Source organism: Caballeronia sp. LZ028, assembly GCF_031451415.1.
Taxonomy (GTDB): Bacteria; Pseudomonadota; Gammaproteobacteria; order Burkholderiales; family Burkholderiaceae; genus Caballeronia; species Caballeronia zhejiangensis.
The window spans coordinates 1068814-1093875 of sequence record NZ_JARUXN010000003.1; the positions used below are offsets into that span (position 1 = coordinate 1068814).

Below are 25062 nucleotides of genomic sequence, written 5' to 3' on the forward strand. Positions count from 1 at the left end.
CACGAACGATCGTTTAATCAGGGGAATGGCCTTGAAACGAATCCTTGTGATTGGCGCGGGTTTCGCCGGTCTGTGGAGCGCGCTGTCGGCGGCGCGCAAGCTGGACGAACTCGGGCACGCCGACGAAGCGGAAGTCGCCATCGTCAATCCGGTGCCTTTTCATAGCGTGCGGGTGCGCAACTACGAACAGCCGCTCGACCCGACGCTCGTGCAACTCGATACCGTGCTCGGGCCCGCGGGCGTGCACCTGATTCAGGCGAAGGCGACGAGCCTCGACAGCGCGAATCGCCGTGTGACGATCGAACGCGACGGAGCATCGGAGACGCTCGACTACGACCGGATGATCCTCGCGGCAGGCAGCGTGCTCGTGCGTCCGCCGATTCCGGGCCTCGATCGCTATTCATTCGATGTCGACACCTACGCGGGCGCGTGCAAGCTGCAGGCGCATCTGCTGACCTTGCCCGCGCTGCCCGACACGCCCGGCCGCTATACGGCGGTCGTGGTCGGCGCGGGACTGACGGGCATCGAGTTGGCGGCGGAATTGCCCGCGCGCCTGCGCGAGATCGTCGCGGAAAAGGATCGCGGCAAGGTGCGCGTCGTGCTCGCGGATCGTTCGGCGCGGATCGCGCAATCGATGGGCGGCGCGCAGCATGTCATCGAAGGCGCGTTGCAGACGCTCGAAGTCGAGATGCGGCCAGGCGTGACGCTCGAATCGGTCGATGGCCAAGGTCTCACGCTCCACGATGGCGCGGCGAGCGAGCGCATCGAAGCGGCGACGGTCGTCTGGTGCGGCGGCATGCACGCGAACGCGCTCGCGGCGCAATTGCCGGTCACGCTGGACCCGCTCGGACGCGTGCCCGTCGATACGTTTCTGCGCGCGGAAGGCGTGCCGGGCGTGTTCGCGGCGGGCGATTGCGCGCGCATATTGATCGACGGCACGCGGCCATCGGTGATGTCGTGCCAGCATGGCCGGCCGATGGGACGTTACGCGGGCAACAACGCCGTCTGCGATCTATTCGGGCTGGAGATGCTGCCGCTGTCGATCGACTGGTACACGACCATCTGCGATCTCGGGCCGTGGGGCGCGGTGTATACGGAAGGATGGGACAGAAAGCTCGTCTCGGAAGGAGAGACGGCGAAGGCGACGAAGCGCACGATCAACGGCGAGCGCATCTATCCGCCGAAAAGCGGCACGCGCGAGGACATTTTTCGGGCGGCGGCGCCCGTCGTGCAAACGCCGCCGCCTACCGAACGCGCCAACAAGTAACGAAGCGTCAGACCTTCTTCACGGACGCTTCGTAGATCTCGTCGATCGACTGCTCGAGCGTCTTGTCGAACTCGCTGTCGCTCATGTCCTTCTTCAGCTCGTTGATGAGCGCGCGCGAGAAGCTCGCGATCATGCCGTGGTTCTGCGCGAGCTTCTTGCACGCGTCGCTGCGCGTATAGCCGCCCGACAGCGCGACGACACGCACGACACGCGGATGCTCGATCAGCGGACGATAGAAATCCGCCTCGTCGGGGATGGTCAGCTTGATCATCACGTTGCTCGATTCCGGCAGCGCGTCGAGGCCCTTCAGCAATTCGTCGCGCAGAATCTTTTCCGCGCCTTTCTTGTCCGGGCTCTTGATCGAGACTTCGGGTTCGAGAATCGGCACGAGACCGTGCTTGATGATCTGCGCGCCCACTTCGAACTGCTGCTTCGCCACGGCGGCGATGCCCTTTTCGTCGGCTTGATGGATCACCGAGCGCATCTTCGTGCCGAAGATGCCGAGCTTCACGGCGCGCGCCAGAAGATCGTCGAGACCGGGGATCGGCTTCATGATCTGCACGCCGTCGGCTTCGGCTTCGAGACCCTTGTCGACCTTCAGGAACGGCACGACGCCGCGGTCTTCCCACAGGAACGTGGGAACGGGCTTGCCTTCCGCTTCGCCGTCCATCGTGCGCTCGAACAGAATCGCGCCGATCACCTTCTTGCCCGTGAACGAAGGCGCCGTGATGATACGCACGCGCATTTCATGCATCAGCTTGAACATTTCGGCGTCGCCGTTGTAGGCGTCGTCCGGAATTCCGTATTGCCGCAGCGCGCCGGGCGTCGATCCGCCGCTCTGATCCAGAGCAGCGATGAAACCATCCTTCTCAGCCATTTGCGCGAGCATCTTTTCGTTAGCCACGAACATTTCCTCCTCGAAGTTCAAACACCGGACTTGTGCGCGCACAGTCCGGGCTTATGGTTCAGCTTCTGCAAGTGTAAAGGTTTTGACGGGCGCTCAAGTCGTGCAAATCCGCCATTTGCGCGCAAATGGGGTGATGTCGTGCGCTGGCGCACGGCCCGCGACAAGAAAACTTCAGGAAGGAGCGGAATTGAGGCCGCCCGCGTTGCCGGATCGCCAGACGATGCCGAGGGCGCGCTTGAAGAGCGATGGCGCGCGCGTGAAGTCGCCGGCTTGTGGCAGTTGCGCATGATCGTTCGATGCTTCCGATGCAGCTTCGATCGCCTCCGGTTCGGGAACGGGCTCCGGAACCGGCGCGAGCTTTTCGCGCGCGTCGCCGCAACGCTGGTTCAGCACGCGGCGCATGTCGGGGTCGTCGATCAGCGCTTGCGCGGTCGCCATGCCGCGCTCGAATTGCAGCGCATAGGCGATATCGGTGAAATCTTCGTAGCGGCCGCTATCGGCCAGCTCGTACGCCAGTTCGAGCGTGCGCCGGCGTTTCCATGCATCGAGATCGTCGTGGGCCGTGCTCAAGGTGTCCTCTTCTTCGCGATGAGGTGCCGAAGATGTTAGCCCGCGCCAAACTTTTTTCCGTTGTCGCGTCACAACAAGCAGACGAAAAGCATTCGCGATTTCAAACAAAAAGCGCTTGCCTGAAGCACTGGATTCGCGATAGTCCTCGCTTGACAAGGCTCGTGTAAGGTATTTAATTCACTCACCCGCCTCGCTGCGAAATGATGGGCGGCCGCCGACATGTCCTGTCTGCGCTGTGAAGCAGTCCCGACGTATGGATGTTCGCTCCGGTGCGGAGCGCGATGTGCCTTTATCGGAGCCGCGTCATGAACCCGCTTTCAGGAAGTCCGGCACGCGTGGCCGCTCTCGCTCTCGGCTGCGCGCTCGTCACGTCCGTAACCGGATGCGGCGGCTCCGATTCCACCGATACGTCCGTCCCCGACGCCATCACGCAGATCATGAAAAAGCCCATGTATCAGGGCGCGACGTGGGCATTGCGCGTCGTCGATCTGAACTCGGGCGATCTCGTCTACGACATGAATTCGAACGCGCAGGTGTATGTGGCGTCGGTGCGCAAGGTGTTTTCGCTCGGCGCGGCGCTCGATCAATACGGCGCGCAGCATCAGTTTCAGACGCCGGTGTATCGCACGGGAACCGTCGATGCGGCCGGCACGCTCAACGGCAATCTCGTGCTCGTCGCGAGCGGCGATCTCTCGATGGGCGGCCGCACGAACGCCGACGGCACGCTCGCCTGGACCAACTTCGACCACAACGAAGCGAACAATCTCGGCAATGCGCAGATCACCGCGCCCGATCCGCTCGCGGGCTACGACGCGCTCGCGGCGCAGGTGGCGGCAGCGGGCATCAAGAATGTCAACGGCGAAGTCGTCATCGACGATCGGCTTTTCGAACCCTCCGACTTTCGCGGCGAATTTCAATTGCGGTCGATCTTCGTGAATGACGATGTCGTCGATACGATCATCTCGCAGGGCAGCGCCGGCTCGGCGACGCCGGTGGACTATCGGCCGAAATCATCGGCGTTCACGGTGCAATCCACGTTGATGACAGCGGCGGCGGGCACCGAGGCGAAAATCACCGTCACGCCGACGGACCCGACCTGCTTCGGCTCGCTTGCCTGCACCGGCACGATCGGCGGTTCGATTCCGGCGAATTACGTGCCGCCGATCGTGCCGAATTTCCCGGTCATCCGCACGTTCCGCATCACCGCGCCGCAGAACTATGCGCGCACGGTGCTCATCGAGGCGCTCGCGCGCGCCGGCGTGAGGGTCACGGCGCCGGTTGTCGAAAACAACCCGACGCAACTTCTGCCCGCGAAGAATTCATATTCCGCCGATACGCGCGTCGCGCAGCTCACATCGCAGCCGTACAGCGAATATTCGAAGTGGATTCTGAAGGTCAGCTACAACATCGGCGCGGACACGAGCCTCATGCTATTCGGCGTCGCGAACAACGGTTCGACCACGCTTCAGTCGGCGCTCGCGGCGGAGAACGCGAAGCTATCCGCCGCGCCGTTCAACGTGCCGATGAGCCAGACGCATTTCATCGACGGCAGCGGTGGCGGCGAAACGACGGCGACGCCGGTCGCGGTCATCGCGATGTTGCGCGCGATGAACGGCCGTCCGGCGTTCCCGGCGTATCTGGATTCGATGCCTTTTCTCGGCGTCGACGGCTCGCTCGCGAGCACGACCGACTTCGAAGCCGATCCGACGCTCGCGGGCGCGAAAGGCAAGGTGTACGCGAAGACGGGAACGTACGTGACCGGCACCGAAAATCCCGACGGCACCGCGACGACCACGCTCAAAGGTCAGGCGCTCGCGGGTTATATCGACGCGAAAAGCGGACGAAGGCTCGCGTTCGCGCTGATCGTGAACAACGTGCCGATCAGCGACGTGCCCGACATCATCAACGTGTTCAACGACGAAGGCACGATCGCGGCGAACATCTGGAAGCTGCAGTGAGCCGCTTTCGGCTCACCATGCGCCGGCGAACGCCAGCACCGCGCGATTGAACGCGCCGGGACTCGCGACGTTCATGCCGTGCGATGCGCGCGCGATCGTCTGACGCTCCGCGAACTCGATCCACTCTTCGAGCTTCTCGACGTTGTTGCGGAACATGCGCGGGCTTTTCTCGCCGTCGATCAGCAGCGTGCGGCACTTGATGTCGCGCGCCGCTTCGCGCGTGTATGCGGGCAGCGGATCGCGGAATTGCTTCGGCAGCGTGAGCGCGTTATCCAGCGCCATGCGACGGAAGCTCTCCGTGCTCCTCTTCCAAAAGCCCGGCATGCTGACCGAATCCACGAACATTTCGAGGCCGCGGTCGAATTCGCCCTGTTCGATCAGCTCGGCCACGCGCGTGCGCAGCGCGTTGGTCGCGGGCGGCAGCGTGGCGGGCGTGGCCTGCGGCGAGGTTTGCAGCGGACCGCCCGGATCGGCGAGCGTGAGCGTCTTCACGAGCCGTGGATACTCGCGCGCCAGATGAAACGCGACGCAGCCGCCGCGCGAATGCCCGACGAGATGCACAGGCGCGAGATCGAGCGCCTCGATGAACTCCGCCATTTCCGCGACATGCGCTTCCCAGCCGAATTCGCCTTGCACGAAAGCATCGACGGCGGGCCAGTAATGCGACAGGCTCGGCGCGATCACGCGGAAATGCTTCGCGAGCGGCAGAATCTGCGCGTCCCAGTAGCGGTAATCGCACAGCGAGCCATGCACGAGAACGAGCGGCTCGCCCTCGCCGCACTCGATATACGGCACGGAAATGCCCGATTTCGTCGTGGCAAACGACGGTTCAGGCAGACCTTGCACGGCAGTGAGGACGGAGAGATCGGTTCGCGCGTTCATGAGTTAGCTCCTTGGATGCGACTATGCGCCGCGGCGAAGCAAAAGAAAAACGCATAATTTTGATAGAATCGTTCAGAATTTCTGATAGCAACCGGTCGCTCACCATGAAAGCGCTCGATCTGGACGTCCTTTCGATGATCATCGCGGTCGCGGATACCGGCAACATCAGCCGCGCGGCGGAGCTCGTGCATCGCTCGCAGTCGGCGGTCAGCATGCAGATCAAGACGCTGGAAACCGCGCTGGGCAAGGCGCTGTTCGTGCGCAAGCCGCGCAGCGTGGTGCCGACGCAGGACGGCGAAGTGCTCCTCACCTACGCGCGGCGCATGATCGCGCTGCGCGACGAGGCATGGGCGGCGGTCGTGCGGCCGGACGTGACGGGACGCGTGGTGATCGGCGTGCCGGACGATTACGCGTCGTCGCTTTTTCCGCCGATCCTCAAGAAATTCTCGGCGACGTATCCGAAAGTCGAGATTCAGGTGGTCGGCCTGCCGAGCGTCGCGCTCGCGCCGATGGTGAAAGACGGCTCGGTCGATCTTGTCTGCGCGACGCGCGTGAAGGGTTTGTCGGGCGAATTTCTCCGCCACGAGCCGATGGTCTGGGCCGCCGCGCCCGGCACCGAGATCTGGAAGGAGCGGCCCTTGCCCATCGCCGTGTTTTTGCCGGGCAGCGTCGCGCGCGAAAACGCGATCCGCAGCCTGGAGCGCGCGCGCATCGGCTATCGCACGTCGTATGAAAGTCCGAGCCTGCTCGGTCTGCTGACGATGGCCGAAGCCGGTCTCGCCGTGACGCCGCTCGCGAAATGCGCGGTGCCGGCGCATTTCACGCTGCTCGGGCCGGCGCAAGGCCTGCCCGATATTGGCACGCTCGAAGTGGTTCTGGCGCGCAGCGCGGCGTCGAAACGGCCGCCGTGCGACTTTCTCGCCGAACGCATCATGGCCGAGTTGCGGCGCTGATTTCGGCTTCTATCGCCTGAACGCGGCGCGCGGTCCACGCGCGCAACATGCCGTTCGATACGACCATCGGCAACGACGCCGCCATGATCCGGTACACGTCGTTGCGGCGCACCTTCGAGACCTTCCGCGGATCGAGCCACGCTTCGTTGCGCGCGAGCAGGACGAGCGTATCGAGGCCGATCATGATCGGCCAGAGACACGCGAGACGCAGACGGATCGCGCTCGCCGGAATCGCGAGCGTGTAATCGACGGCGTCTTGAAACAGCGCGAGCGACGTGCGCAGCAATTCGAAAAGCACGGGCCGCGCGCGCGCCGACGTTTCGGGCCGCAACACATTTTGCGGCGTGAGGCCATGCCGCGCGAGCATCGATTCGGGCAGATAGCATCGGCCGATGCGCAAATCCTTCGCGCAGTCGCGCAGCACGTTGGTCATCTGCAGCGCCTTGCCGAAGCGCACGCCGAGCGCGAGCATCGTGTCGGGCGCGGCTTTCAGCGTGCCGGGCATATGCGCGTACGTCATCTTCGTCCAGAATTCGCCGACGCAACCCGCGACGAGATACGTATAGCGATCCAGTTCGCCGAATTCCCGCAACGCGACGATCTCGCCCGATGTTTCGTCGGGAAACGTGCGCAGATCGAACTCCATGCCGGTGGAAAGCGTCGTGACGATGTCGCGCACGGCGGCCCGGTCGTCGGCGTTCAATTGCGGCAGGATCGCGAGCGCCGCATCGAGCGATTCGAGCAGCGCGCGTTCGTCCGGCTGCGCCTGCTGCCCCGCGACCTCACCCGCGATGCGCGCGAGCGCGCCGTCGTCGGGCGCACCGTTGATTTGCGCGCGCAGCGAGAGCAGCAATTCCAGCCGACGCTGCGGCGAAATCAGCGATGTATCCGCGATCGTATCGGCGGCGCGCGCAAGCAGATACGCGAGCCCGATGGGATCGCGCATGCCCGCCGGCAAAATGCGCAGCGTGAGATAAAACGACCGCGACACGCTCTTGAGAAGCGGGCCCAGCAGGAAGGCCCGGGGCGAATTGTTCATGACTTGGATCGGATGACTCGGCCGGAAGCGCGTTGGAAAGCGCGCCGCGGCATTGTATCCGTCCTCGTCGATTTCCTCCGGCAGCGACCGGCTCAGTCACGCGGCCCGTAATCCAGCTTCGGATACCAGTTCGTCCCGCGTCCCTCGGGCGTCATGTCGAGCACGGTCCAGAGCGGCATCGGATCGGGCGCGCCGCGCGGATCCTCGCCCGGATCGGCGGTCGAAAAATCCATCTCGCCGCTCCAGAAATGACGGATCACGCCGTCACGCCGCGTGAAGACGTTGAGCGCGGGATCGTCGCCGCCTTCCTTCGATATCGCGTGATAGTCGCGGCTGAAGTTGCCGTTCGTATCGGAGAAAAGCCGCAGGTCGCGCCAGCCGCGCTCCTTCTTGAACGCGACGAGTTTCGCGAGCGGCGAACGCGCGATCACCGCGAGCGCCACGCGCTGCTCGATATCGCGCGCCTCGCCGTCCCACGCCGACAAGAGCGACGTGCACATCGGACACGGCCGCTCGCGCTGCGGCCCGAACATGTAGCTATACGTGACGAGCGTGTCCTTGTCGCCGAAGAGCCCGGCGAAATCAACCGCGCCACGCTCGCCGTCGAATCGATAATCGCCCGTCACTTCGCCGCCGGGCGGCAACGCGCGACGCATCTGCGCGACGCGCTCGATATGCCGGCGCAAGTCGATTTCCTCGGCCAGCAACGCGGTGCGCGCCCGGCGATATTCGGCGCTTTCGTTGGGAAATCTCATCGTCGCGCGCTGCGCGAGTTCATCGGCGGGAATGTAGTTCGTGGTCGTGCTCATATCCGATCTCCTTTCAGAATGGGCGATTCAGTCGCGATCCGGCGCGCCGAGCGGAAACAGCGACCGGTAAGGCCGCGCTTCGTCGACGGCGCGCGCGAACGACGGCCGCGCGAGCAGCCGCTTGCGATACGCGATCACGTTCGAATACCGCTCCGCGATGCGATGACACCAGTCCGCATAGAACAGGAACGGCGCGGCGCCGCAATCCGCGAGGCTGAACGCGTCGCCCGCCGCCCATTCGCGCGCGGACATCTTGCGATCGAGAAACGCGTACGACGTGTCGAGCATCGCGCGGGCATCGGCGACGCCGCGCGCGTCGCGCTCGTGCGGATCGCGCATCGCGTCGAAAACGATCTTCTGCTGCGGCGTGGACACGTAGTTGTCGAAGAAACGATCCATCCAGCGCGTTTCGAGCGCGGCGCGCGGATCGTCGGGAACGAGGCGCACCGGGCCGGCGTGATACAGCCCGAGATATTCGATGATGACCGTGGATTCGATCACCGGGCTGCCGTCGTCGACGAGCACGGGAAAGCGCTTCATCGGCCAGATTTCGGCGAGTTCGGCCATCGAATGCGGCGTTTCGGGTGTCAGCGCGCGCCATTCGAACGGCGTGCCGTTCTCGTACAGCGCCACCAGAACTTTCTGACAGTAAGACGAAAACGGATGTGCATAGAGTTGCAGGCTCATCGGGCTGTCTCCAGATAGTCGAGCGGATTGCGGACGCGGCGCAGCGATCGCGACATTTGCAGCGCCGGCTACTTCCACGACGAACGGCAGCGCTACGGATCGACCATGAATCGAGAAATTTTGTTGTGCGCCGCAGCGTGAACGCTGCCGATTTGCTAACGTGCGCGCTCGAAGAAATTCCAACCCGGACATCGTGTGCATTGTCCGTCGAGGCCGGTCTAAAAGAATGAAGCGCAAAAGCAAAATCGAGATCGTCTTTGCCGACGATCGCCCCGTCGTTTTATATGGGCTGCAAAGCTGGTTCGAGTCGAGTGACCGGTTTCGGGTGTCGGCGTGCGTCAGGAACGCCGATAAATTGCTCGCGAGGCTGAAGACGACGAGCTACGACGTAATCGTGCTGAGTTGCGGCATGGAAGGCTCGCCGGCTGACGACTTCGCGTTTTTGCGGGAGCTGCGCGCGGCGTGTCCGGATACGCCGGTCGTCGTTTTCACCGACGGAACCAACGCCCACGCGCTCGCCGAGACGCAGCGCGCAGGCGCGGCGGGCCTCGTGAGCATGCGCGAGGGCGCGGGCGAGTTCGAACGCGTATGCGAGCGCGTGCTTTCCGGCGCGACAGGGATCGTCTCGGCGCGCATCGCCGCTTATCGCGACGCCGCCGTTTCTTCCGATGCCGCGCCCGACTATTGCGGCGAAAGCATGAGCGTCACGCAGTTGACCGTGCGGGTCTGACTGCGGCGACGTTATCCGCCGGTACTTTGGCGATTTCGTGCGGATTCTTGCTCTTCGGGAATCCGACGTCTCGCCCGTCTTCGAATCCCTTTTCGTATGCGCGCTGATCGAGCGACTTGAATAGCGGCTCGATTTCGTCGACGTGCATGCGGATCAGTTCCATGAGCGGCTTGACGAGCGCGGCGCTGTCCTCGGTTTCTTTTGCATGGCTGACGACTTGCACCATTGCGCGCAGCGTTTTTGCTCGTTGAGCGCAGTGAAAGCCACACTTTAGACGCGTCCGCCCGATGCGGACACTAGAGAATTCGGATTCGTGCGGGAGCGCCGCTCTTTCTTATCGACCGGGTCTTTGATGGATCGGCTTATGCGCGTAGTGGCTTATGGTGAGACAGCAAAGCGGAAAAGAGCGCGAGCTCGATGCAGTGGTGCGGATCGCTCAAGTGCTGCAAACCAGCGTGGATTCGCTCGTCGGACTTGAGCCGCCCGCTGAACCGCGCATTCACAACCCGCGGCTGCATGAGCTTTACGAACAGATGGATTTACCTTCGGACGAGGATCAGCAAGCGCTGATCGTTTTGATGGACAGTCTCGTCAAACGCTCGCAGATGTCGAAACTTATGGCGAGATAGCAAGGCAGTAAAAGCGCGAGCCGCAAGGGCGGCAACCCATGCGGCTCGCTGACCACCACCAACTCAAGCAAGGAGTTGATCATGGCTAATGCCAATGTTAAAGCACGTCCACCTGTCACGGAACGCTTCGTGACTATTCAGCAGTCACGGCGCGAGAACCACAACACTAACTGGTGGGGCAAGCCCCATGTCAAACGCACCGAGCCGCCGCTTTATCCGTGGCTCAAACTCGCCGGGCGGTGAATCGAACACGCAGGCTTCGAAGCAGGCCAGCGCGTGAGAATTAACGTTGAACATGGGCGGCTGACCATCACTGCCGAATAACGTTCGGGTGGCCGCGTCAGCGGCCACCCGAACCAGCATCATGATCAGAACTGGCGTCTATCAGAAAAATATTATTCAAAGTCGACTGCATTGCATCTCGATCTTCTTTATCTATTTCAATCGAAACTTTCCTACTATTATTCCAGTGAAAGCAGTCCTCTGAGTCCGGCAGGAAATACAAATCCAATGCCGAGTCATAAAGCGAGTACTTTAGATTTTTAGTTTTTTTGCCATAAATTTGATCTTGCGCTTCTACATATACAAATTTTGGCTCCTCAAACGCATCACGAGAAATAGAAATATACCGTGGCGGCTCCGAATCAACCCAGAGCGTCACTGCATAAAGCCCGTCGTCTTCGAAATCCTTGTCAATCAGAACTTTTAAAGCCTTCATCTGAAATCCCTCCGTCAGCATGCCCCGCTATTGTTCTTGAAACCCTTTCCACCGTTACGAACTTTATTAAAATCGTCTCCCGAGAATTTATAAATTTTTCCCGTGGCTTTTTCATGAATAGTGAGTTCATCAAGTCCTAAGTGCTGCGCCATATTCTTTAGGCTTCGCTTGCGATTCGCGGAACACGCTCAGTTGGGTTCACCCCCGTAAAAACCCTTCCCGCCATTTCGAAAATGGCATCAACAGTCGCAAGCCCCCACGGATCAATCCACCCGATCGGGTTAGGCGCATACTGATAAACTTTTTACCCTGACATGCGCTCCTCCCGCGCGGGCCGCTCTCCCTTAGCCTGCAAGGCTTTCAGCCATTCAATCCCGCTGATCAGGGGAATTTTTCCCAGACGCGAGTTTAGCTGCCCATCAACCAGACGATCCACACGATTCATCCGATTCCTGTGCCTCATCAAGCCGCCGTGGCTGACGGCGGCCGCAGGCCGACGACCGAAGGAAGACGGCAGACGCGGCGGAACCCCGAGCACATGCAGTCCAGCCACGCCAAACCCGTCAAGGCCGCGCAGCGCCCGCCAGGGCTTGGCCTTGACGGCCAGCGGTTCTCCACGCTCGGACATGCGGTGCAAGACGGGTTTTCGGCTTGCACCGCATGCCAAACCGCGCCTTTTCGTTGCTGTTGATTTCGCCGCGCAGCGGCGCACATTGGGGAGCCCCTTGGGGGCGGACGGGAGGCGCGGCTGCGAGCACGGCGCGTAAGCCCGCAGGGCTGAAGCCCGAGCGCAGCAGACGCACCGGGCGGGCGGGGCCGTTCTCCACCGACACCATCGTGTAAATCTGCGTCGTCGCCAATGACGCGTGCCCGAGCATCGCCTGGATGAAGCGCGTACTGTTCCAGCACCTTCACCGTCAAGTGCTGCGGCCCGTCGATCGCCCGCAACGCACACCAGCGCACGAAGTCCACCAGCGCACGATGACCGGTTGTCACCGTGCTCTCCGAATACGCCATCATCCGCAACCATTCAGCATGCGCGTGCAAATACGCCAGCCAGTCCGGCAGCACATCGGCCTCCAGTTTCTGCGGCATCTTGCGGCGGCTGTACGCCGCCATCTTGCGGCCCTTGATCCGCTTGTTCGGGCGCACCGGCTGATAGGCCATTTACATGCACTCCTGCGGGTACGATACGACGCACTCAGGATTTTTTTCTCGATAGACGTGCATTTTTGCGCCGTTCACTTGTTCATTCGCGCTCGGCCTTATGCCATACGCCTCAGAGGAATTTTGCGCAGCGTGCGAACGGAGTGTTTTGACGGTGTTTTGGGGGTGCGTTGAGGGTGCGAACTCACCCTCCGAGGGGTGCGAACTTTGAATCGTAGCCGTATCAATTAGCCCCGCAAGGTGCAAGGCATCGCCGCCGTCACCGTCGAGCGCGCCACGCCCGCCGCCTTGATCATTCCTTTAGCCGCTAAAGCAGGCATCCCCTCGCGCAGCAACTCCACCGCGTGCCGAAACGAAACGCCCCTTGCTTTCATCACCCAGTCCACCGGACCGCCGCCCACGCCGCAGCCAAAGCAGTTCCACAGGTTCTTTGCAGGGCTCACCACCAGCGAGGGCGTCGAATCCTCATGGAACGGACACCGCCCCCGCCAATCCTTACCCGACTTCGACAACGCCACGCCCTGCGCGCGCACCAGTTGCTCCACCGATACCTCGGCCTTTATCCGAAGCGCCGCGTCACTGTGCCGGCACTATCCGTAACCGAATCCAGGTAACCGTTCGCATCGTAACCGTAGCGGACCAGCATCCTTGGCGCACTGCCTGCAACCAATTCCACACTACTCAAACGACCGCGCACGTCGTCGTGATGCAAGCGCAAACGATAGCCACCGTGAGCCGTAATCTGCTCCAGCTCTCCCGCCCGATTCCAATCCAGAGCGATATGCTCGCCTTCCGGCCCCTCCATGAGCACAAGTCGCGCGCACTCGTCCGTGTCGAACTCTCCGAAAACGAAGTAGTGCCGTGTCAGCGTATGGACGATGTAACGGCCATCAAGCGCACGCGAGAAATAGATCTGCTCCTCGGTGTCGAACAACTGCTGTCCAGCTTCGAGCAGTGGAAAGTGAATCGGTCGACCTTGCGGACCTCGATATATCAGCTCATCATTTGTACGGTGAAGCGATGTTTCCCAATCCAGCCGCCAGCCTAGACCCAACAACCCCGGTTCACTCAATGTGCTTGAATAAAACCGGGAACAGACCGCGGGGAAGCGACCCGGAAGCGCAAAATCGACTTCCGGCAGAATGACCTTTCGTCCAGAGGTCACATCGACTGGATGCCCCACCAAGCCATTAATCGCCGGGCCAATGACATACCTCCCAACGGCTTCGCTGGCAAGGACACCGACCACCTGTCCCGCAACGAATTTTCCGGCGCACTTCAGCCCGAACGGTGTGCCTGCTTTCAGCGCCTGCCGTGCAGCGCCCGCAAGACCTCCCACTATGCCCGCAACCACGAACGCTACGTTGACTGCGGTGCGCAGACTGTCAGGAATTTCAGGGGCGATTTCAAGGTACTGTTTGCGGTCGCCGCCGAAGAAGACATTGTTCGATCCATCATCGACCGTTGCGTCGCATTCGGTGCGATCATCCTTACGCGCCGCGGCCTGGTCATTAATGAAGATATTGGTCGAGCCCTCGGCAATGCGCTTGACCGGAGGATGTTTGTCGCAGGCGACCGAGCTGAACTCCACCCGTGCGGCCTGACGATCGTTCACGTACACATTGGTGGAACCTGTTGCAATCACAAACGCCGCCACCGCCAAGGCACACGCGCAACACAGCGACTTCGCGCAACTGCTCGAACAGGAATTCCGGCCCAAGACGGATCAGGCACGCGAATCCGTCGAACTCGCCGTGCAAACGCTCGCGGAACAGGCACTTCAACAGTCGATCGTCGTCAGTGACGACGCGTATAAGAGTATCGAGGCGATCATCGCGCAGATAGACCACAAGCTATCCGAGCAGATCAATCTGATACTGCATCACGCGGACTTTCAGAAGCTGGAATCGGCGTGGCGTGGTCTGCATCATCTGGTGTCGAACACGGAGACCGACGAGCGCCTGAAGATTCGCTTCATGGACGTCGCGAAGGACGAACTGCGGCGCACGATGAAGCGCTACAAGGGCATCGCGTGGGATCAAAGTCCGCTCTTCAAGCAGATCTATGAAGAAGAGTACGGTCAACTGGGCGGCGAACCGTATGGTTGTCTCGTGGCCGACTACTATTTTGACCACACGCCACCCGATGTCGATCTGCTCGGATCGATCGCTAAAGTTGCGGCGGCGGCGCACACACCGTTCATCTCTGGTGCGTCGCCGTCCGTGTTGCAGATGGAGTCGTGGCAAGAACTCGCCAATCCGCGCGACCTGACCAAGATCTTTGCGCAAAACCTGGAATATGCGCCGTGGAATTCACTGCGCAGCACCGAGGACGCGCGTTACATCGGCCTGGCGATGCCGCGTTTTCTCTCGCGCCTGCCTTATGGCGCGATCACCAATCCGGTCGATGAATTCGATTTCGAGGAAGAGACCGACGGCGCGGATCATCGCAATTATGCGTGGGCCAATGCTGCGTACGCGATGGGCGTCAACATCAACCGGTCGTTCAAGCAATACGGCTGGTGTTCGTTGATCCGCGGCGTGGAATCGGGCGGCACGGTAGAAAACCTGCCCTGCCATACCTTCCCAACCGACGACGGCGGCATCGACATGAAGTGCCCGACGGAGATCGCGATTTCCGATCGACGCGAAGCTGAACTGTCGAAAAACGGTTTCATTCCGCTGATTCATCGCAAGAACACGGATCACGCGACTTTCATCGGCGCGCAATCGTTGCAGCGGCCCGCGGAGTATTACGACGCGGACGCGACGGCCAATGCGAATCTCTCGGCACGTCTGCCGTACTTGTTCGCCTGCTCGCGCTTTGCGCACTACCTGAAGTGCATCGTGCGAGACAAGATCGGCAGCTTCCGTGAGCGCGAAGAGATGCAGCAGTGGTTGAACGGATGGATCATGAATTACGTCGATGCCGACCCCGCGAACTCGTCGCAGGACACCAAGGCGAGCCGGCCGCTGGCCGCGGCAGAGGTTGTGGTCGAGGAAATCGAAGGCAATCCCGGCTATTACTCGGCCAAGTTCTTCCTGCGTCCGCACTTCCAGCTCGAGGGCTTGACGGTGTCGCTGCGGCTGGTGGCGCGCCTGCCGTCCGTGAAGGACGTGGCCTGAAGACATGTGGCGATGGCTTGACTCTACGTGGTCTGGATTCCCTTGTTGGCTCGGTTTGAGCCAACAAGCCAACCTCTGCGTTTCCTGTAAGCAGGAGAGCAAAGAATGCATGACATGTTGTACGACGGACAAGTCCTCGAATGGAACGGAAGCTCGCCTGGAACCTATGAAAGGAACCGAGACCTTCGGCCGCAAAGGCTTTTATATTCACGATTCCACGAAAGGCTTCTCGCACGGCTGCATCGAGATTCAACCTTCGTTCTTCATCGCGTTAAAGAGCTTCGTTCAAACGACGCGACGCTCGTCGCTAGTGCTGAAAGTAGCGTATGTACCGGGGCGCGCGACCAACGGAGGAACGCTTGTTCTTTAACCGAGCAACCTTGTGGTGCGCGGCAACAGCCCTGCTTATGCCCGTGCTATGCAATGCGCAGCCCACGATCGACATCGAGAACTCGGTGTCTCAATGCATCGATGTAAAGCTCGAAACACCGGTGCAGAAGGAGGGAAACCTCGTGGCCAACGCGCACATCTCGATGAATCGCGAACTCTCCGAATGTGGGTGCACTTCGCGTCAGATCGCGTATCACGTCGAGGACGCAAAGGGCAATCGCCTGGCGCGCGAACGCTTCACGCTGCTCGGCGGCGCCCGGCGCCAACTGACTCTCGGTCGGAAAAATCGCGCGCAGGCCAATCCTCCGTTGAAGCTCTGGTTCGGATGCGCGGGCGCGTAACTAATTCTCGGAAAGCGGGAAGGCGCTGTGCAAACGGTCGCCTGCCCTGCCTTGTTTAAAACCGTAACGCAAGAAAAGGAGTGGAAAACATGAGTATGGATATCTTTCTGAAGATCAACGGCATCGACGGTGAATCGCAAGACGCATCTCACAAGGGTGAAATCGAGGTAACGCACTGGGGCTGGAGCATGTCACAGACTTCCTCAATGCATTCGGGCAGCGGTGGCGGTGCGGGTAAAGCCTCCGTCGACGACCTGACCTTCGAACATTTCATGGACCGCGCAAGCCCGAACCTGATGAAGTATTGCCTCACCGGCAAACACATCGACCAGGCCGTACTGACCGTTCGCAAGGCCGGCGGGAGTCCGCTCGAATACGTGAAAATCACGATGAGCGACGTGGTGGTCACGCGCGTGCAGCCATCGGGAAGCAATAGCGACACCGGATTGCGTGAGCAGGTGCAGCTTTCCTTCTCCAAGGTCAAGCAGGAGTACATCGTGCAAAACGCGCAAGGTGGCAGCGGCGGCGCGGTGACCGCGGCGTTTGACATCAAGGGCAACAAGGAAGCATAAGCCCCGGTCTTTCCTCTTTTGCCTTTTGAATGGCCGCACCTCGCGAATGTGTCGCCGGGTGCGGCGCTCCCTCAAATTCCATGCGCCTTCCGTCCGCTTACCTCTGCTATTGTGTCGTTGCATTGATGCTCGCGGCCTGCACGGGCAATGCCCCTCTCCCGCCGGTCGAACCGCTCAAACTCACGCTATCGATCAACGCTTCGTCGAGCGTCAATCTCGACGATCGAAAGCGTCCCGCACCCATCCTCGTGCGTGTGTACGAGTTGAAGAACGCGGACGCCTTCAATCAAGCCGACTTCTACTCCCTGCAGGACAAGGACAAGACCGTGCTCGCCGACGACCTCGCCGCACGCGATCAGTTCCTGTTGCGCCCCGGCGAAAGCAAGACCGTCGTGCGCAACGCCAACGACGCGAGCACGACCCTTGGCGTTATCGCCGGCTATCGCGACTTGCCCAATGCCGTCTGGCGCGCCACCTGGCCGCTGCCTGCCAGACCCTCAGCTGCGTGGTACCGGCGCGCGCCAAGACTGAAACTCACCGTCGATGTCGATTCGAATTCGATCAGCATCATCGATGCCGAGTCACGGAACAAGTAAAGGCTATCTCTATGAGTTGGCATAACAAAGTCACCTGGAGCGAAGGGCTCTTCCTGCGCCCGCAATTGTTCCAGCAGCAAGAGCGCTATCTCGAACATTTCGCGCACAAGCGCGCGGCGCCCCTGTCGCCGTTTTTCTTCGGCTTCTCGCACTATGAGATTGAAGAAGAGGCACTCTCGCTGGGCAAAGTCATCGTCAGATCGGCAAGCGGCGTCTTCGCCGATGGCACACCTTTCGACATGCCGGGCAGTACCCCGCCGCCAGCGCCGTTCACGGTGCGTCACGAGCATCTCGAACAAGTCATCTACCTTGCCGTACCGATTCGCGTCCCCAATGGCGAAGAAACCAGCTTTGAGAACGCTTCCGATTCCCTCGCGCGGTATGCCGTCTTCGATACCGACGTTCGCGATGCCAATTCCATCGGTCAGGGTTTCAAAACCGTGCAATTGTCGAATCTGCGGCTGCGTCTCTTACCCAAAAAGGAGTTGACCGATGCATGGATCGGCTTGCCGCTCACGAAGATCAATGCGTTACGTGCGGATGGCAGCATCGAACTCGACAAGACGCTTGTGCCGCCAGTATCGGGCTATGGAGCGAGCCAGTTGCTGACCACCTGGCTCGGCGATATTCACGATCTCGCCCGCATGCGCGCCAATCGGCTCGCGGAACGCCTTACAGGCAGCGATGGTCAAGCGGGTACGGTCGCCGAAGTGTCGGACTACATGCTGTTGCAGACGCTCAACCGCTATGAGCCGTTGCTGCAGCATTTGCGCCGCATACCGAGCACATCGCCTGCGGAACTCTATGCGCTGTTGTTGAGCATGGCGGGTGAACTGTCGACGTACGTGCGCCCCAGCACGCGCCGGCCGCTCGACTCACATCCGCCATATCAGCATAGCGAACCGCACGTCTGTCTTAGGCCATTGGTCGACGACACCCAATGGCTGCTGAATGCGGTGCTCGTACGCAGCGCGCAAAGCATCGCACTCAAGGACGCGGGTTATGGCATGCGCAACGCGTCGATCGAACCGGCGGAGATGCGCGGCTTCTCTGCACTCGTGCTGGCCGTGTCCGCTCAGATGCCGCCTGATGCGCTCGCACAGCAATTCGCAACGCAGGCCAAGATCGGTCCCTCCGAACGGTTGCCCGATCTGGTGCGCGCACATCTACCGGGCATCGGCATGCAATCCATGCCTGTTCCTCCTCGTCAGATTCCATTCAACGCAGGCTACGTGTACTACCAGATCGAGCAAAGCGGTCCGCTATGGGACATGGTCTCGAAGCACGGCGGCATCGCGTTGCACGTCGCAGGCGAATTTCCGGCGCTCCAGTTGCAACTCTGGGGTGTACGTGGTTGATCGCATTCAGAACCTGGCACGGAAGGCGTCGGTACCGTGCGCGCATCGCGCACGTCCATAAGGCATAGAAGAATGATGAGGAGCGGGACATGGATGACGCGTACCTGACATCGAAGCCAAACTGGCATGAGGAGCCGACGTTCGGCGGCGATCAGGCGCAATCAAAAGACGATGAGAGACTCGACGAAGCGCTAACTGCGGAATACATCAAGCGCATTCCGCCCGGCGAGCCGGCATCCGCCCGATTGTGCGCCATCGAACAGGCGACCAATCCGCTGCTCGAAGCGAGCCGCCCGCTCTTGCGCGCGCTCGCCGAGATACCGGATACGCTGACGAGCATCCAGATCACCACGCTACACGCGCTGCTCAAGGAAGAAGTGCGTGCCTTTCAGCGCCTGTGCGAACAAGCCAACGTTCGCCGCGAACACATGCTTGGTGCGCGCTATTGCCTTTGTACTGCGCTCGATGAAGCGGCCATGCAGACCACTTGGGGCAAGCGCGAATCGGGCGTGGCGTGGATCCGGGACGGCCTCGCCACCGAGTTTCACGAAGACCGTCAGGGCGGCGTCAAGATCTATTTGCTGATCGGCCGCCTGCTCAGTCAGCCGCACGAGCACCACGATTTGCTCGAGGTGATCTTCCGCGTTCTCAGTCTCGGCTTCATGGGCCGCTTTGCACATGAAGCAGACGGCGCACGCAAGCATGACGCGATTCGCCAGCGGCTCTATCACGAAATTCAGGCGCACAGAAAGCCGCTCGCTGTTGCGTTGTCGCCCCATGCATCATCCGATGCGCGCGGCGAGCGCCTATCGGTGTATGACTTTCCTGTCTGGATCAGCTTCACGCTGTTGGGCGTCGTTCTGCTCGGGCTCTTCGGCTGGTTCAAATATCAATTGCTCTCCGATGGCGCGTCGGTCGAAAAGCTGATCGTCGATATCGGGAAGATGACGCCGCCGCCCGCGCCACGTCTGCCTCGTCTGCGCGAACTGCTGAAAGAAGAAATTACCGCGGGCACGGTCAGCGTAGATGAAGACGCGAGTCACAGCGGCGTGACGTTCCGCGGCGACGCGATGTTCGCTCCGGGCGGCATCACGGTGCATAGCTCGATGGCCCCGTTGATCGCGAAGATCGCACGCGAAGTGGTCAAGGTGCCGGGCAAGGTCACCGTAACGGGCTATACCGATAGCGTGCCGGTAACGAGCCGCCAGTTTACTTCCAACGATGCGCTCTCGCTCGAGCGCGCCACGCAGGTCATGCAGATGTTGCAGGCATCGGGCATACCGGCGAACCGTCTGGAGGCCGTCGGCCGAGGCGCCGCCGATCCTGTCGGCGACAACGCCACCGCTCAAGGCCGAGCGCTGAACCGGCGCGTCTCCATCAACGTGACGCCCTAGCGCGCCCTCGCCGCATCACAACGGATACTGAAAGATGAAGAAGTTGCTATCGTTTCTGAGTTCGCGCGGGTTCCTGGCATCGCTTGTACTGGTATTGCTCGCGCTCGGCGTCTGGTTTCTTGGACCGTACATCGCATTCGGCGGATTGAAGCCGCTCGAAAGCATCGCACTGCGCGTCCTGATCGTTGCGTTGCTGTTTTGCGCCGTCGTGCTCTGGATCAAACGCTGGTCGATGGGCGCCGTCTTCGTTGCGCTGCTTTGCCTGCTCATCTGGTATGCCGCACCGCTCTTGAGCTTCGGCGAGACGACACCGTTCGCGCCGATCGAAGCGCGCGTAATCGCGATTGCAGTCGTGATCGCGCTTTTCGCGATGTCGGTCCTCTATCGGCTCTGGCAACGGATGCGCCGCGACCCGGACTTCCTGCGCATGACGCTTGCGGTCGATCGCGACAAAGGCCCGTCAGCGGCCAGCCCACGACTGCGGGAAATCGAGGCCCGCATGAATGTCGCGCTCGATCGGCTCAAGACGATGCATACAGGCGCACGAGGCGTCGCGCGGCTCTTCCAGGGAACACGCCATCTCTATCAGTTGCCTTGGTTCATCGCACTGGGTTCGGCCGAATCAGGCAAAACACGCGTGGTTTGCAACTCGGGGCTTGCGGTGCTCACAGGAAATGCACCGTTGCCCGCAAGTTTGAAGCGTTCGTCGTCGGACGCATTGGTGGACTGGTGGCTGACCAACGATGCAGTCTTCATCGATACTGCCGGGCACTTCGTGCATCCGGGCAGCTCCGGGTATTCGCTGCCACCCCCCACAGCGCCGACGCATAACTTCGACGACACTTTCAGCCAAAGACTGTCTGGCGTGCAACCATCGTCAGAGAAGCGCTCGGCCGAATTCGACCAGACCGGTTATCGCCGTCAGGCCGACACCGACGAATGGTTTGGCTTCTTGCGCTTGCTGCGCCGTTGCCGTCCGCGCACGCCGATCAATGGCGCATTGCTGACCGTCAAGCTCGATCTGCTCACCCATCCTGATGCATCCCTGCGCGAAGTCGAAGCCCAGGCATTGCGCGCACGTCTCACGGATCTGCGCGCAACGCTCGGTATTCGCTTTCCCGTGTATTTCATCGTCACGCAAATGGATCGATTGCCGGGTTTCGGCGAATATTTCTCCTCGCTAACCGAGGAAACCCGCGCCCAAATCTGGGGCTTCACTCTGCCGTTCGAAGATGCGTCGTTCGAAATGCGCTATGCGGATGAACTCACGGCATTGGCGGGGCGCCTGACCGCAGGTGTCAACACGCGCCTCGAAGACGAGTACGACATGAAGTGCCGCCGTCAGTTGGCCGCTTTGCCCGAAGCGTTTTCTGCGCTCATTGCGCCGCTCTCGGGCCTGCTCGCGCAAACGTTCCTCGACTCTCGCTACGACAACACTCAGCATCACACGATGTTGCGCGGCGTGTACTTCACGAGTGCGGCTCAGGGCGGAGTTCCTGCGGAGCCCGAGCGGTTGACCATCATGCAGCGTCTCGCCGCCGGATTCGATTTGCCGCCGCCAATCCGCAGCGCCACGTCAACGAGCACTCACAGCCACTTTTTGCGCGATGTCTTTTCGAAGGTGATTCTCCCCGAATCGCATCTGGTGCGGCCGAATCTGCGCTGGGAATATCGCTCACGGGCGCTGCGTTTGCTGGGGCACGCCGTTGTAGTGTCGCTCTTCGTGTGGCTGGCCCTTGCACTGCGGGTGAGTTTCGGCAACAACGGTGATTATCTGCAAGTCATCGCGCGAAAAGCGCAGGCGCTCACGGCCAAGGTCACGCAACTTTATCGCGAGCCCAAACCAGCGCTCATTCCCGACACGCTGACCGAAGCTCGCTATCTGCCCGCCTGGACCGGCCTCGATCTGGCCGATCCGGACACCGGATTCCGCTATGGTCTTTATGCCGCGCCCAGTGTCGTCAACGCGAGCGAGCAAACCTACCGCGCACTTCAGGACAATCTCCTGCTCCCCCAGATCGTGCGTCGTATGGAGGCGGTCATCACCGAGGCCATCGACGGCAAGGATGCACACACGACGTATGCGGCGCTACGCGTCTACCTGATGCTGCACGATCGCTCGAAATACAACGCCGAGGAGATCAAGACCTGGGTGTTCGACGACTGGTCGCGCACCGATAGCGCATCGATTTTCGGCGGACGTGCGTCGATGCTTGGCCATGTGGAGCAACTCTTCTCGGGCGAGCGCATCGTTCAGTCGCCGCTCATTCGCAACGATGCGCTTATCGAGCGCGCGCGCGCGTTTCTCGATACGAGCAACGGCACCCAGCGGCTTTACGAGCGCGCGAAAGCCGCGATGCGGCAGGACGCGCCCGACGATTTCACGCTCTTGCGCGCGGTCGGCCCGCAAGCCGGAACAGTGTTCACCCGCGCAAGCGGTGATCCGCTCTCGCGCGGCGTGCCCGGGCTTTTTACCTTCGACGGTTATCGCAACGTATTCGATAAGCGTCTGACGGAATTCGTACGCGCAGCGCGCGATGACGACGCATGGGTCATGGGCCGCGCCTATCTTTCGAGCTGGCCGGATGGCGGACTCGAAACAGCTCAAAAAAAAAACGCTTGAGATCGCGCGTGCCGCCGCAGACGTGGACGACGCTTTGACCGACGCCATCCGGCGGCTGTATCTGACCGAGTACGCGCTGCAGTGGGACGCCTTCCTTGCGGATATCCGGCCGATCACGGGGTCGACCCTTGCGTTCAATCTGCAGGTCCTGCGCGCGTTCGCGGCTCCCGATTCGCCGCTGGCGCGTCTCGCCCGCGCAGCGGCACGCGAAACCACGCTGACACAAAAGATCACTGGCACCAGCGGTACGCTCATCGACAAGGCGGCGAGCAAGCTCGACGAGAAAGCAAAGTTGCTCGGTATTCGCGCGCAAGAACGCGTCGAACGCGAACTGGTCGATAACCGCTTTTCTCCGCTGCGTGAAATCGTCACGGGCAACACGCAAGCGGCGCAGGAAGGACAAACGGCCGCTGCATCCGCCGGCAAGTTCGGCCTCGATAACGTGGCGACCCTGCTCAGCGAGACTTATACGGCGCTCACGATCGCCGACAATGCGCTAGTCAATAACGGCCTTCCGCCGCCGAGCGATGCCTCGGCCAAGCTGAAGATGGCCGCGGCGACGATGCCCGCGCCGTTTCGCGAGGTCTTGTTGAAGCTTGCTGCCCAAGGCTCGCGCGACGTGAATGGCGGTGTCGGTCAATTGCTGTCGCGTCAGACGCAAGCGGTGGTCGGCGATGCATGCCGCCTCGCTGTGGAAGGCAACTATCCATTTGCGCCCGATAGCAAACGCGACATCAGCATCGAGGATTTCACGCGCGTATTTGCGCAAGGCGGCCTGATCGACGATTTCTTCACGAAGAACCTCGCTCCCTTCGTCGACACATCTTCCCAGCCATGGCGCTACAGAACCTTGCCGGGTTCAACCGAGCCGGTGCAGGGACCGAGCCTTGAACCGTTCCAGCAGGCACAGGCCATCCGTCAGGTCTTTTTCGGCGATCAGGGCAAGCAGCTTGCGTGGAAGGCCGAATTGCGCGTCCCGGAACTGGATCCGACGATATTGGGCCTGCTCATCGACATCGACGGGCAAAGCACACAATATCAACACGGTCCGGTGACGCCGCTGAAGTTCTCCTGGCCGGGGCCGCGCGGCGGCGTGCATGTAGAACTGACGGCAAACCCGCGGGTCGGCGCGGACACATCGACGATTGCCGCAGACGGCCCTTGGGCCCTTATGCGTCTGATGCGCCGCGGGCAGATCGTGCAGACCGCCACGCTCGGCCGCACGCGCGCGGTGTTCGACTTCGACGGCCGTAAGGCCGCGCTCGATATCTCCAGCGCGGGGAGCGTCGCAAATCCGCTCACGAGCGACGTGCTCACCGGATTTCACTGCCCGAGCGCTCTGCCAACGTTCAACCTTGCAGATAGCGGGCCACCGCCGGGGCTGCCATCCGCGTTGACAGCTCCGGCAAATGCAACGCAAACAGGTCAAGCACGTCGAGAGGAGAACGCCACCAAAACTTTCTGACAGTAAGAGTAAAACGGATGTGCGTAGAGTTACAGGCTCATCGGGCTATCTCCAGATAGTCGAGCGGATTGTGGACGCGGCGCAGCGAGCGCGACGCTTGCGGCGCCGGTTACTTGCACGACGAAGGGCAACGCCACAGATCGACCTTTGCCGACGATCGCGGTCGTTTTACATGGGCTGCAAAGCTGGTTCGAGTCGAGTGACCGGTTTCAGGTGTCAGCGTGCGTCAGGAACGCCGATAGATTGCTCGCGAGGCTGAAGACGACGAGCTATGACGTAATCGTGCTGAGCTGCGGCATGGAAGGCTCACCCGCCGACGACTTCGCGTTTTTGCGGGAGGTGCGCCTGGCGTGTCCGGATACGCCGGTCGTCGTTTTCACCGACGCAACCCACGCTCACACGCTTGCCGAGACGCAGCGCGCGGGCGCGGCGGGCCTCGTGAGCATGCACGAGGGCGCGGGCGAGTTCGAACGCGTATGCAAGCGCGTGCTTTCCGGCGCGAGAGGGATCGTCTCGCCGCTTAGACGCCTCCCCCCGCCACGGACCACTAGACAATTCCGATCATGCGCGCAGATACGTGGCTACCACCGCGCTCTTGAGCCGATCGAGTGCTTGCTGCCGCCGTTTCAATACCAGAAGAAATTCGACCATCATCAGATCGTGTTTCAGGCGATCGTCCATTATCGAGGCGGCTTCGATCTGTTTAATCAGCGTGTAAATCCGAACCGCGCACTGTTTGTCGCTCAAAAGCGACGTGTCGAGCTCTTGTTGCAGACATTGAATGGCGCTGACGAGGTCATATTGATTCATGCGGCGGGCATAAGCGAAAGAGGTTTGCAAGCGCGTCTCTCGTAGTAAGCAATGCGTATGCCCTAACGCGGT

At 61.2% G+C, this 25062-nt stretch carries 25 protein-coding genes and 1 pseudogene; 15 read left to right on the forward strand and 11 right to left on the reverse strand.

All coding sequences use genetic code 11. The features are described from left to right. Positions 1-31 precede the first annotated feature (31 nt). Positions 32-1267, forward strand: a complete 1236-nt coding sequence (locus QCE58_RS22070; RefSeq protein ID WP_250522054.1) for an NAD(P)/FAD-dependent oxidoreductase — start codon at positions 32-34, stop codon at positions 1265-1267. A 7-nt stretch (positions 1268-1274) separates the two neighbouring features. Here QCE58_RS22070 and QCE58_RS22075 read toward each other — a convergent pair whose 3' ends face one another. Next, positions 1275-2177, reverse strand: a complete 903-nt coding sequence (locus QCE58_RS22075; protein WP_235366260.1) for a fructose bisphosphate aldolase — start codon at positions 2175-2177, stop codon at positions 1275-1277. 168 nt (positions 2178-2345) lie between these two features. Continuing rightward, a complete protein-coding gene (locus QCE58_RS22080) occupies positions 2346-2744 on the reverse strand; it encodes a hypothetical protein (RefSeq protein ID WP_250436863.1) in 399 nt (132 codons plus the stop codon). A 305-nt stretch (positions 2745-3049) separates the two neighbouring features. Here QCE58_RS22080 and dacB point away from each other — a divergent pair, with 305 nt between their 5' ends. Further along, the gene (gene dacB, locus QCE58_RS22085; protein WP_250522055.1) at positions 3050-4702 is read left to right on the forward strand and encodes a D-alanyl-D-alanine carboxypeptidase/D-alanyl-D-alanine-endopeptidase; all 1653 of its coding nucleotides are present in this window, start codon (positions 3050-3052) and stop codon (positions 4700-4702) included. A gap of 12 nt (positions 4703-4714) precedes the next feature. Here dacB and QCE58_RS22090 read toward each other — a convergent pair whose 3' ends face one another. Further along, positions 4715-5584, reverse strand: a complete 870-nt coding sequence (locus tag QCE58_RS22090; protein WP_250522056.1) for an alpha/beta fold hydrolase — start codon at positions 5582-5584, stop codon at positions 4715-4717. Between the two features lie 104 nt (positions 5585-5688). On the opposite strand from QCE58_RS22090, the gene QCE58_RS22095 reads away from it, so the two are divergent. Further along, the gene (locus QCE58_RS22095) at positions 5689-6537 is read left to right on the forward strand and encodes a LysR substrate-binding domain-containing protein (RefSeq protein WP_008348983.1); all 849 of its coding nucleotides are present in this window, start codon (positions 5689-5691) and stop codon (positions 6535-6537) included. Here QCE58_RS22095 and QCE58_RS22100 read toward each other — a convergent pair. The 3 genes from QCE58_RS22100 to QCE58_RS22110 form a co-directional block, all read right to left on the reverse strand. Then, on the reverse strand, positions 6515-7576 hold the full coding sequence (locus QCE58_RS22100; RefSeq protein WP_250522057.1) for a phytoene/squalene synthase family protein: 1062 nt from the start codon (positions 7574-7576) through the stop codon (positions 6515-6517). The two genes, QCE58_RS22095 and QCE58_RS22100, sit on opposite strands and share 23 nt — an antisense overlap. A gap of 92 nt (positions 7577-7668) precedes the next feature. Beyond that, on the reverse strand, positions 7669-8385 hold the full coding sequence (locus QCE58_RS22105) for a DUF899 family protein (RefSeq protein ID WP_250522058.1): 717 nt from the start codon (positions 8383-8385) through the stop codon (positions 7669-7671). A gap of 27 nt (positions 8386-8412) precedes the next feature. Continuing rightward, positions 8413-9072: a glutathione S-transferase family protein gene (locus tag QCE58_RS22110; protein WP_008348990.1), complete on the reverse strand. Its 660-nt coding sequence runs from the start codon at positions 9070-9072 to the stop codon at positions 8413-8415. A gap of 226 nt (positions 9073-9298) precedes the next feature. On the opposite strand from QCE58_RS22110, the gene QCE58_RS22115 reads away from it, so the two are divergent. Continuing rightward, positions 9299-9802 carry a response regulator gene (locus tag QCE58_RS22115; protein WP_250522059.1) on the forward strand — a complete coding sequence of 168 codons (504 nt, stop codon included), beginning with the start codon at positions 9299-9301 and terminating at the stop codon, positions 9800-9802. On the opposite strand, the gene QCE58_RS22120 is transcribed toward QCE58_RS22115, so the two are convergent. Further along, entirely contained in the window at positions 9777-10028 is a 252-nt protein-coding gene (locus QCE58_RS22120; protein ID WP_250522060.1) for a hypothetical protein, read from the reverse strand. The genes QCE58_RS22115 and QCE58_RS22120 overlap by 26 nt on opposite strands. 214 nt (positions 10029-10242) lie before the next feature. Here QCE58_RS22120 and QCE58_RS22125 point away from each other — a divergent pair, with 214 nt between their 5' ends. The 3 genes from QCE58_RS22125 (at position 10243) to QCE58_RS22135 (ending at position 10755) form a co-directional block, all read left to right on the forward strand. Next, complete coding sequence (locus QCE58_RS22125; protein ID WP_250522061.1) at positions 10243-10431, forward strand: hypothetical protein; 189 nt, start codon at positions 10243-10245, stop codon at positions 10429-10431. A gap of 81 nt (positions 10432-10512) precedes the next feature. Next, complete coding sequence (locus QCE58_RS22130) at positions 10513-10674, forward strand: hypothetical protein (protein ID WP_309780325.1); 162 nt, start codon at positions 10513-10515, stop codon at positions 10672-10674. Continuing rightward, positions 10675-10755 (forward strand): SymE family type I addiction module toxin, encoded by an 81-nt coding sequence (locus QCE58_RS22135; RefSeq protein WP_309780386.1) that lies wholly within the window; start codon positions 10675-10677, stop codon positions 10753-10755. Positions 10756-10771: 16 nt separating this feature from the next. Here QCE58_RS22135 and QCE58_RS22140 read toward each other — a convergent pair whose 3' ends face one another. The 4 genes from QCE58_RS22140 to QCE58_RS22155 form a co-directional block, all read right to left on the reverse strand. Continuing rightward, positions 10772-11149 (reverse strand): hypothetical protein, encoded by a 378-nt coding sequence (locus QCE58_RS22140; protein ID WP_250522062.1) that lies wholly within the window; start codon positions 11147-11149, stop codon positions 10772-10774. A 462-nt stretch (positions 11150-11611) separates the two neighbouring features. Next, positions 11612-12316 carry a hypothetical protein gene (locus QCE58_RS22145; protein WP_250522063.1) on the reverse strand — a complete coding sequence of 235 codons (705 nt, stop codon included), beginning with the start codon at positions 12314-12316 and terminating at the stop codon, positions 11612-11614. A 227-nt stretch (positions 12317-12543) separates the two neighbouring features. Next, on the reverse strand, positions 12544-12861 hold the full coding sequence (locus QCE58_RS22150; protein ID WP_250522064.1) for a CHC2 zinc finger domain-containing protein: 318 nt from the start codon (positions 12859-12861) through the stop codon (positions 12544-12546). Positions 12862-12875: 14 nt separating this feature from the next. Next, positions 12876-13931: a DUF6531 domain-containing protein gene (locus QCE58_RS22155; RefSeq protein WP_250522065.1), complete on the reverse strand. Its 1056-nt coding sequence runs from the start codon at positions 13929-13931 to the stop codon at positions 12876-12878. A 10-nt stretch (positions 13932-13941) separates the two neighbouring features. Between QCE58_RS22155 and tssC the strand changes: the two genes are divergently transcribed. From tssC to QCE58_RS22195, 8 genes and pseudogenes are all read left to right on the forward strand, one after another. After that, positions 13942-15441, forward strand: a complete 1500-nt coding sequence (tssC, locus tag QCE58_RS22160; protein WP_250522066.1) for a type VI secretion system contractile sheath large subunit — start codon at positions 13942-13944, stop codon at positions 15439-15441. A gap of 326 nt (positions 15442-15767) precedes the next feature. After that, positions 15768-16172, forward strand: a complete 405-nt coding sequence (locus tag QCE58_RS22165; protein ID WP_250457585.1) for a DUF2195 family protein — start codon at positions 15768-15770, stop codon at positions 16170-16172. 89 nt (positions 16173-16261) lie between these two features. Next, on the forward strand, positions 16262-16744 hold the full coding sequence (locus QCE58_RS22170) for a type VI secretion system tube protein Hcp (protein ID WP_250457586.1): 483 nt from the start codon (positions 16262-16264) through the stop codon (positions 16742-16744). Positions 16745-16824: 80 nt separating this feature from the next. Next, positions 16825-17340 carry a type VI secretion system lipoprotein TssJ gene (gene tssJ / locus QCE58_RS22175; RefSeq protein WP_250522067.1) on the forward strand — a complete coding sequence of 172 codons (516 nt, stop codon included), beginning with the start codon at positions 16825-16827 and terminating at the stop codon, positions 17338-17340. Between the two features lie 11 nt (positions 17341-17351). Beyond that, positions 17352-18698 (forward strand): type VI secretion system baseplate subunit TssK, encoded by a 1347-nt coding sequence (gene tssK / locus QCE58_RS22180; RefSeq protein WP_250522099.1) that lies wholly within the window; start codon positions 17352-17354, stop codon positions 18696-18698. 89 nt (positions 18699-18787) lie between these two features. Then, positions 18788-20092 carry a type VI secretion system protein TssL, long form gene (gene tssL, locus QCE58_RS22185; protein ID WP_250522068.1) on the forward strand — a complete coding sequence of 435 codons (1305 nt, stop codon included), beginning with the start codon at positions 18788-18790 and terminating at the stop codon, positions 20090-20092. A gap of 34 nt (positions 20093-20126) precedes the next feature. Continuing rightward, a pseudogene (gene tssM / locus QCE58_RS22190) lies at positions 20127-24180 on the forward strand (type VI secretion system membrane subunit TssM). Between the two features lie 147 nt (positions 24181-24327). Further along, positions 24328-25035 carry a response regulator gene (locus QCE58_RS22195; RefSeq protein WP_250522069.1) on the forward strand — a complete coding sequence of 236 codons (708 nt, stop codon included), beginning with the start codon at positions 24328-24330 and terminating at the stop codon, positions 25033-25035. The last annotated feature ends 27 nt before the right edge of the window (positions 25036-25062 follow it).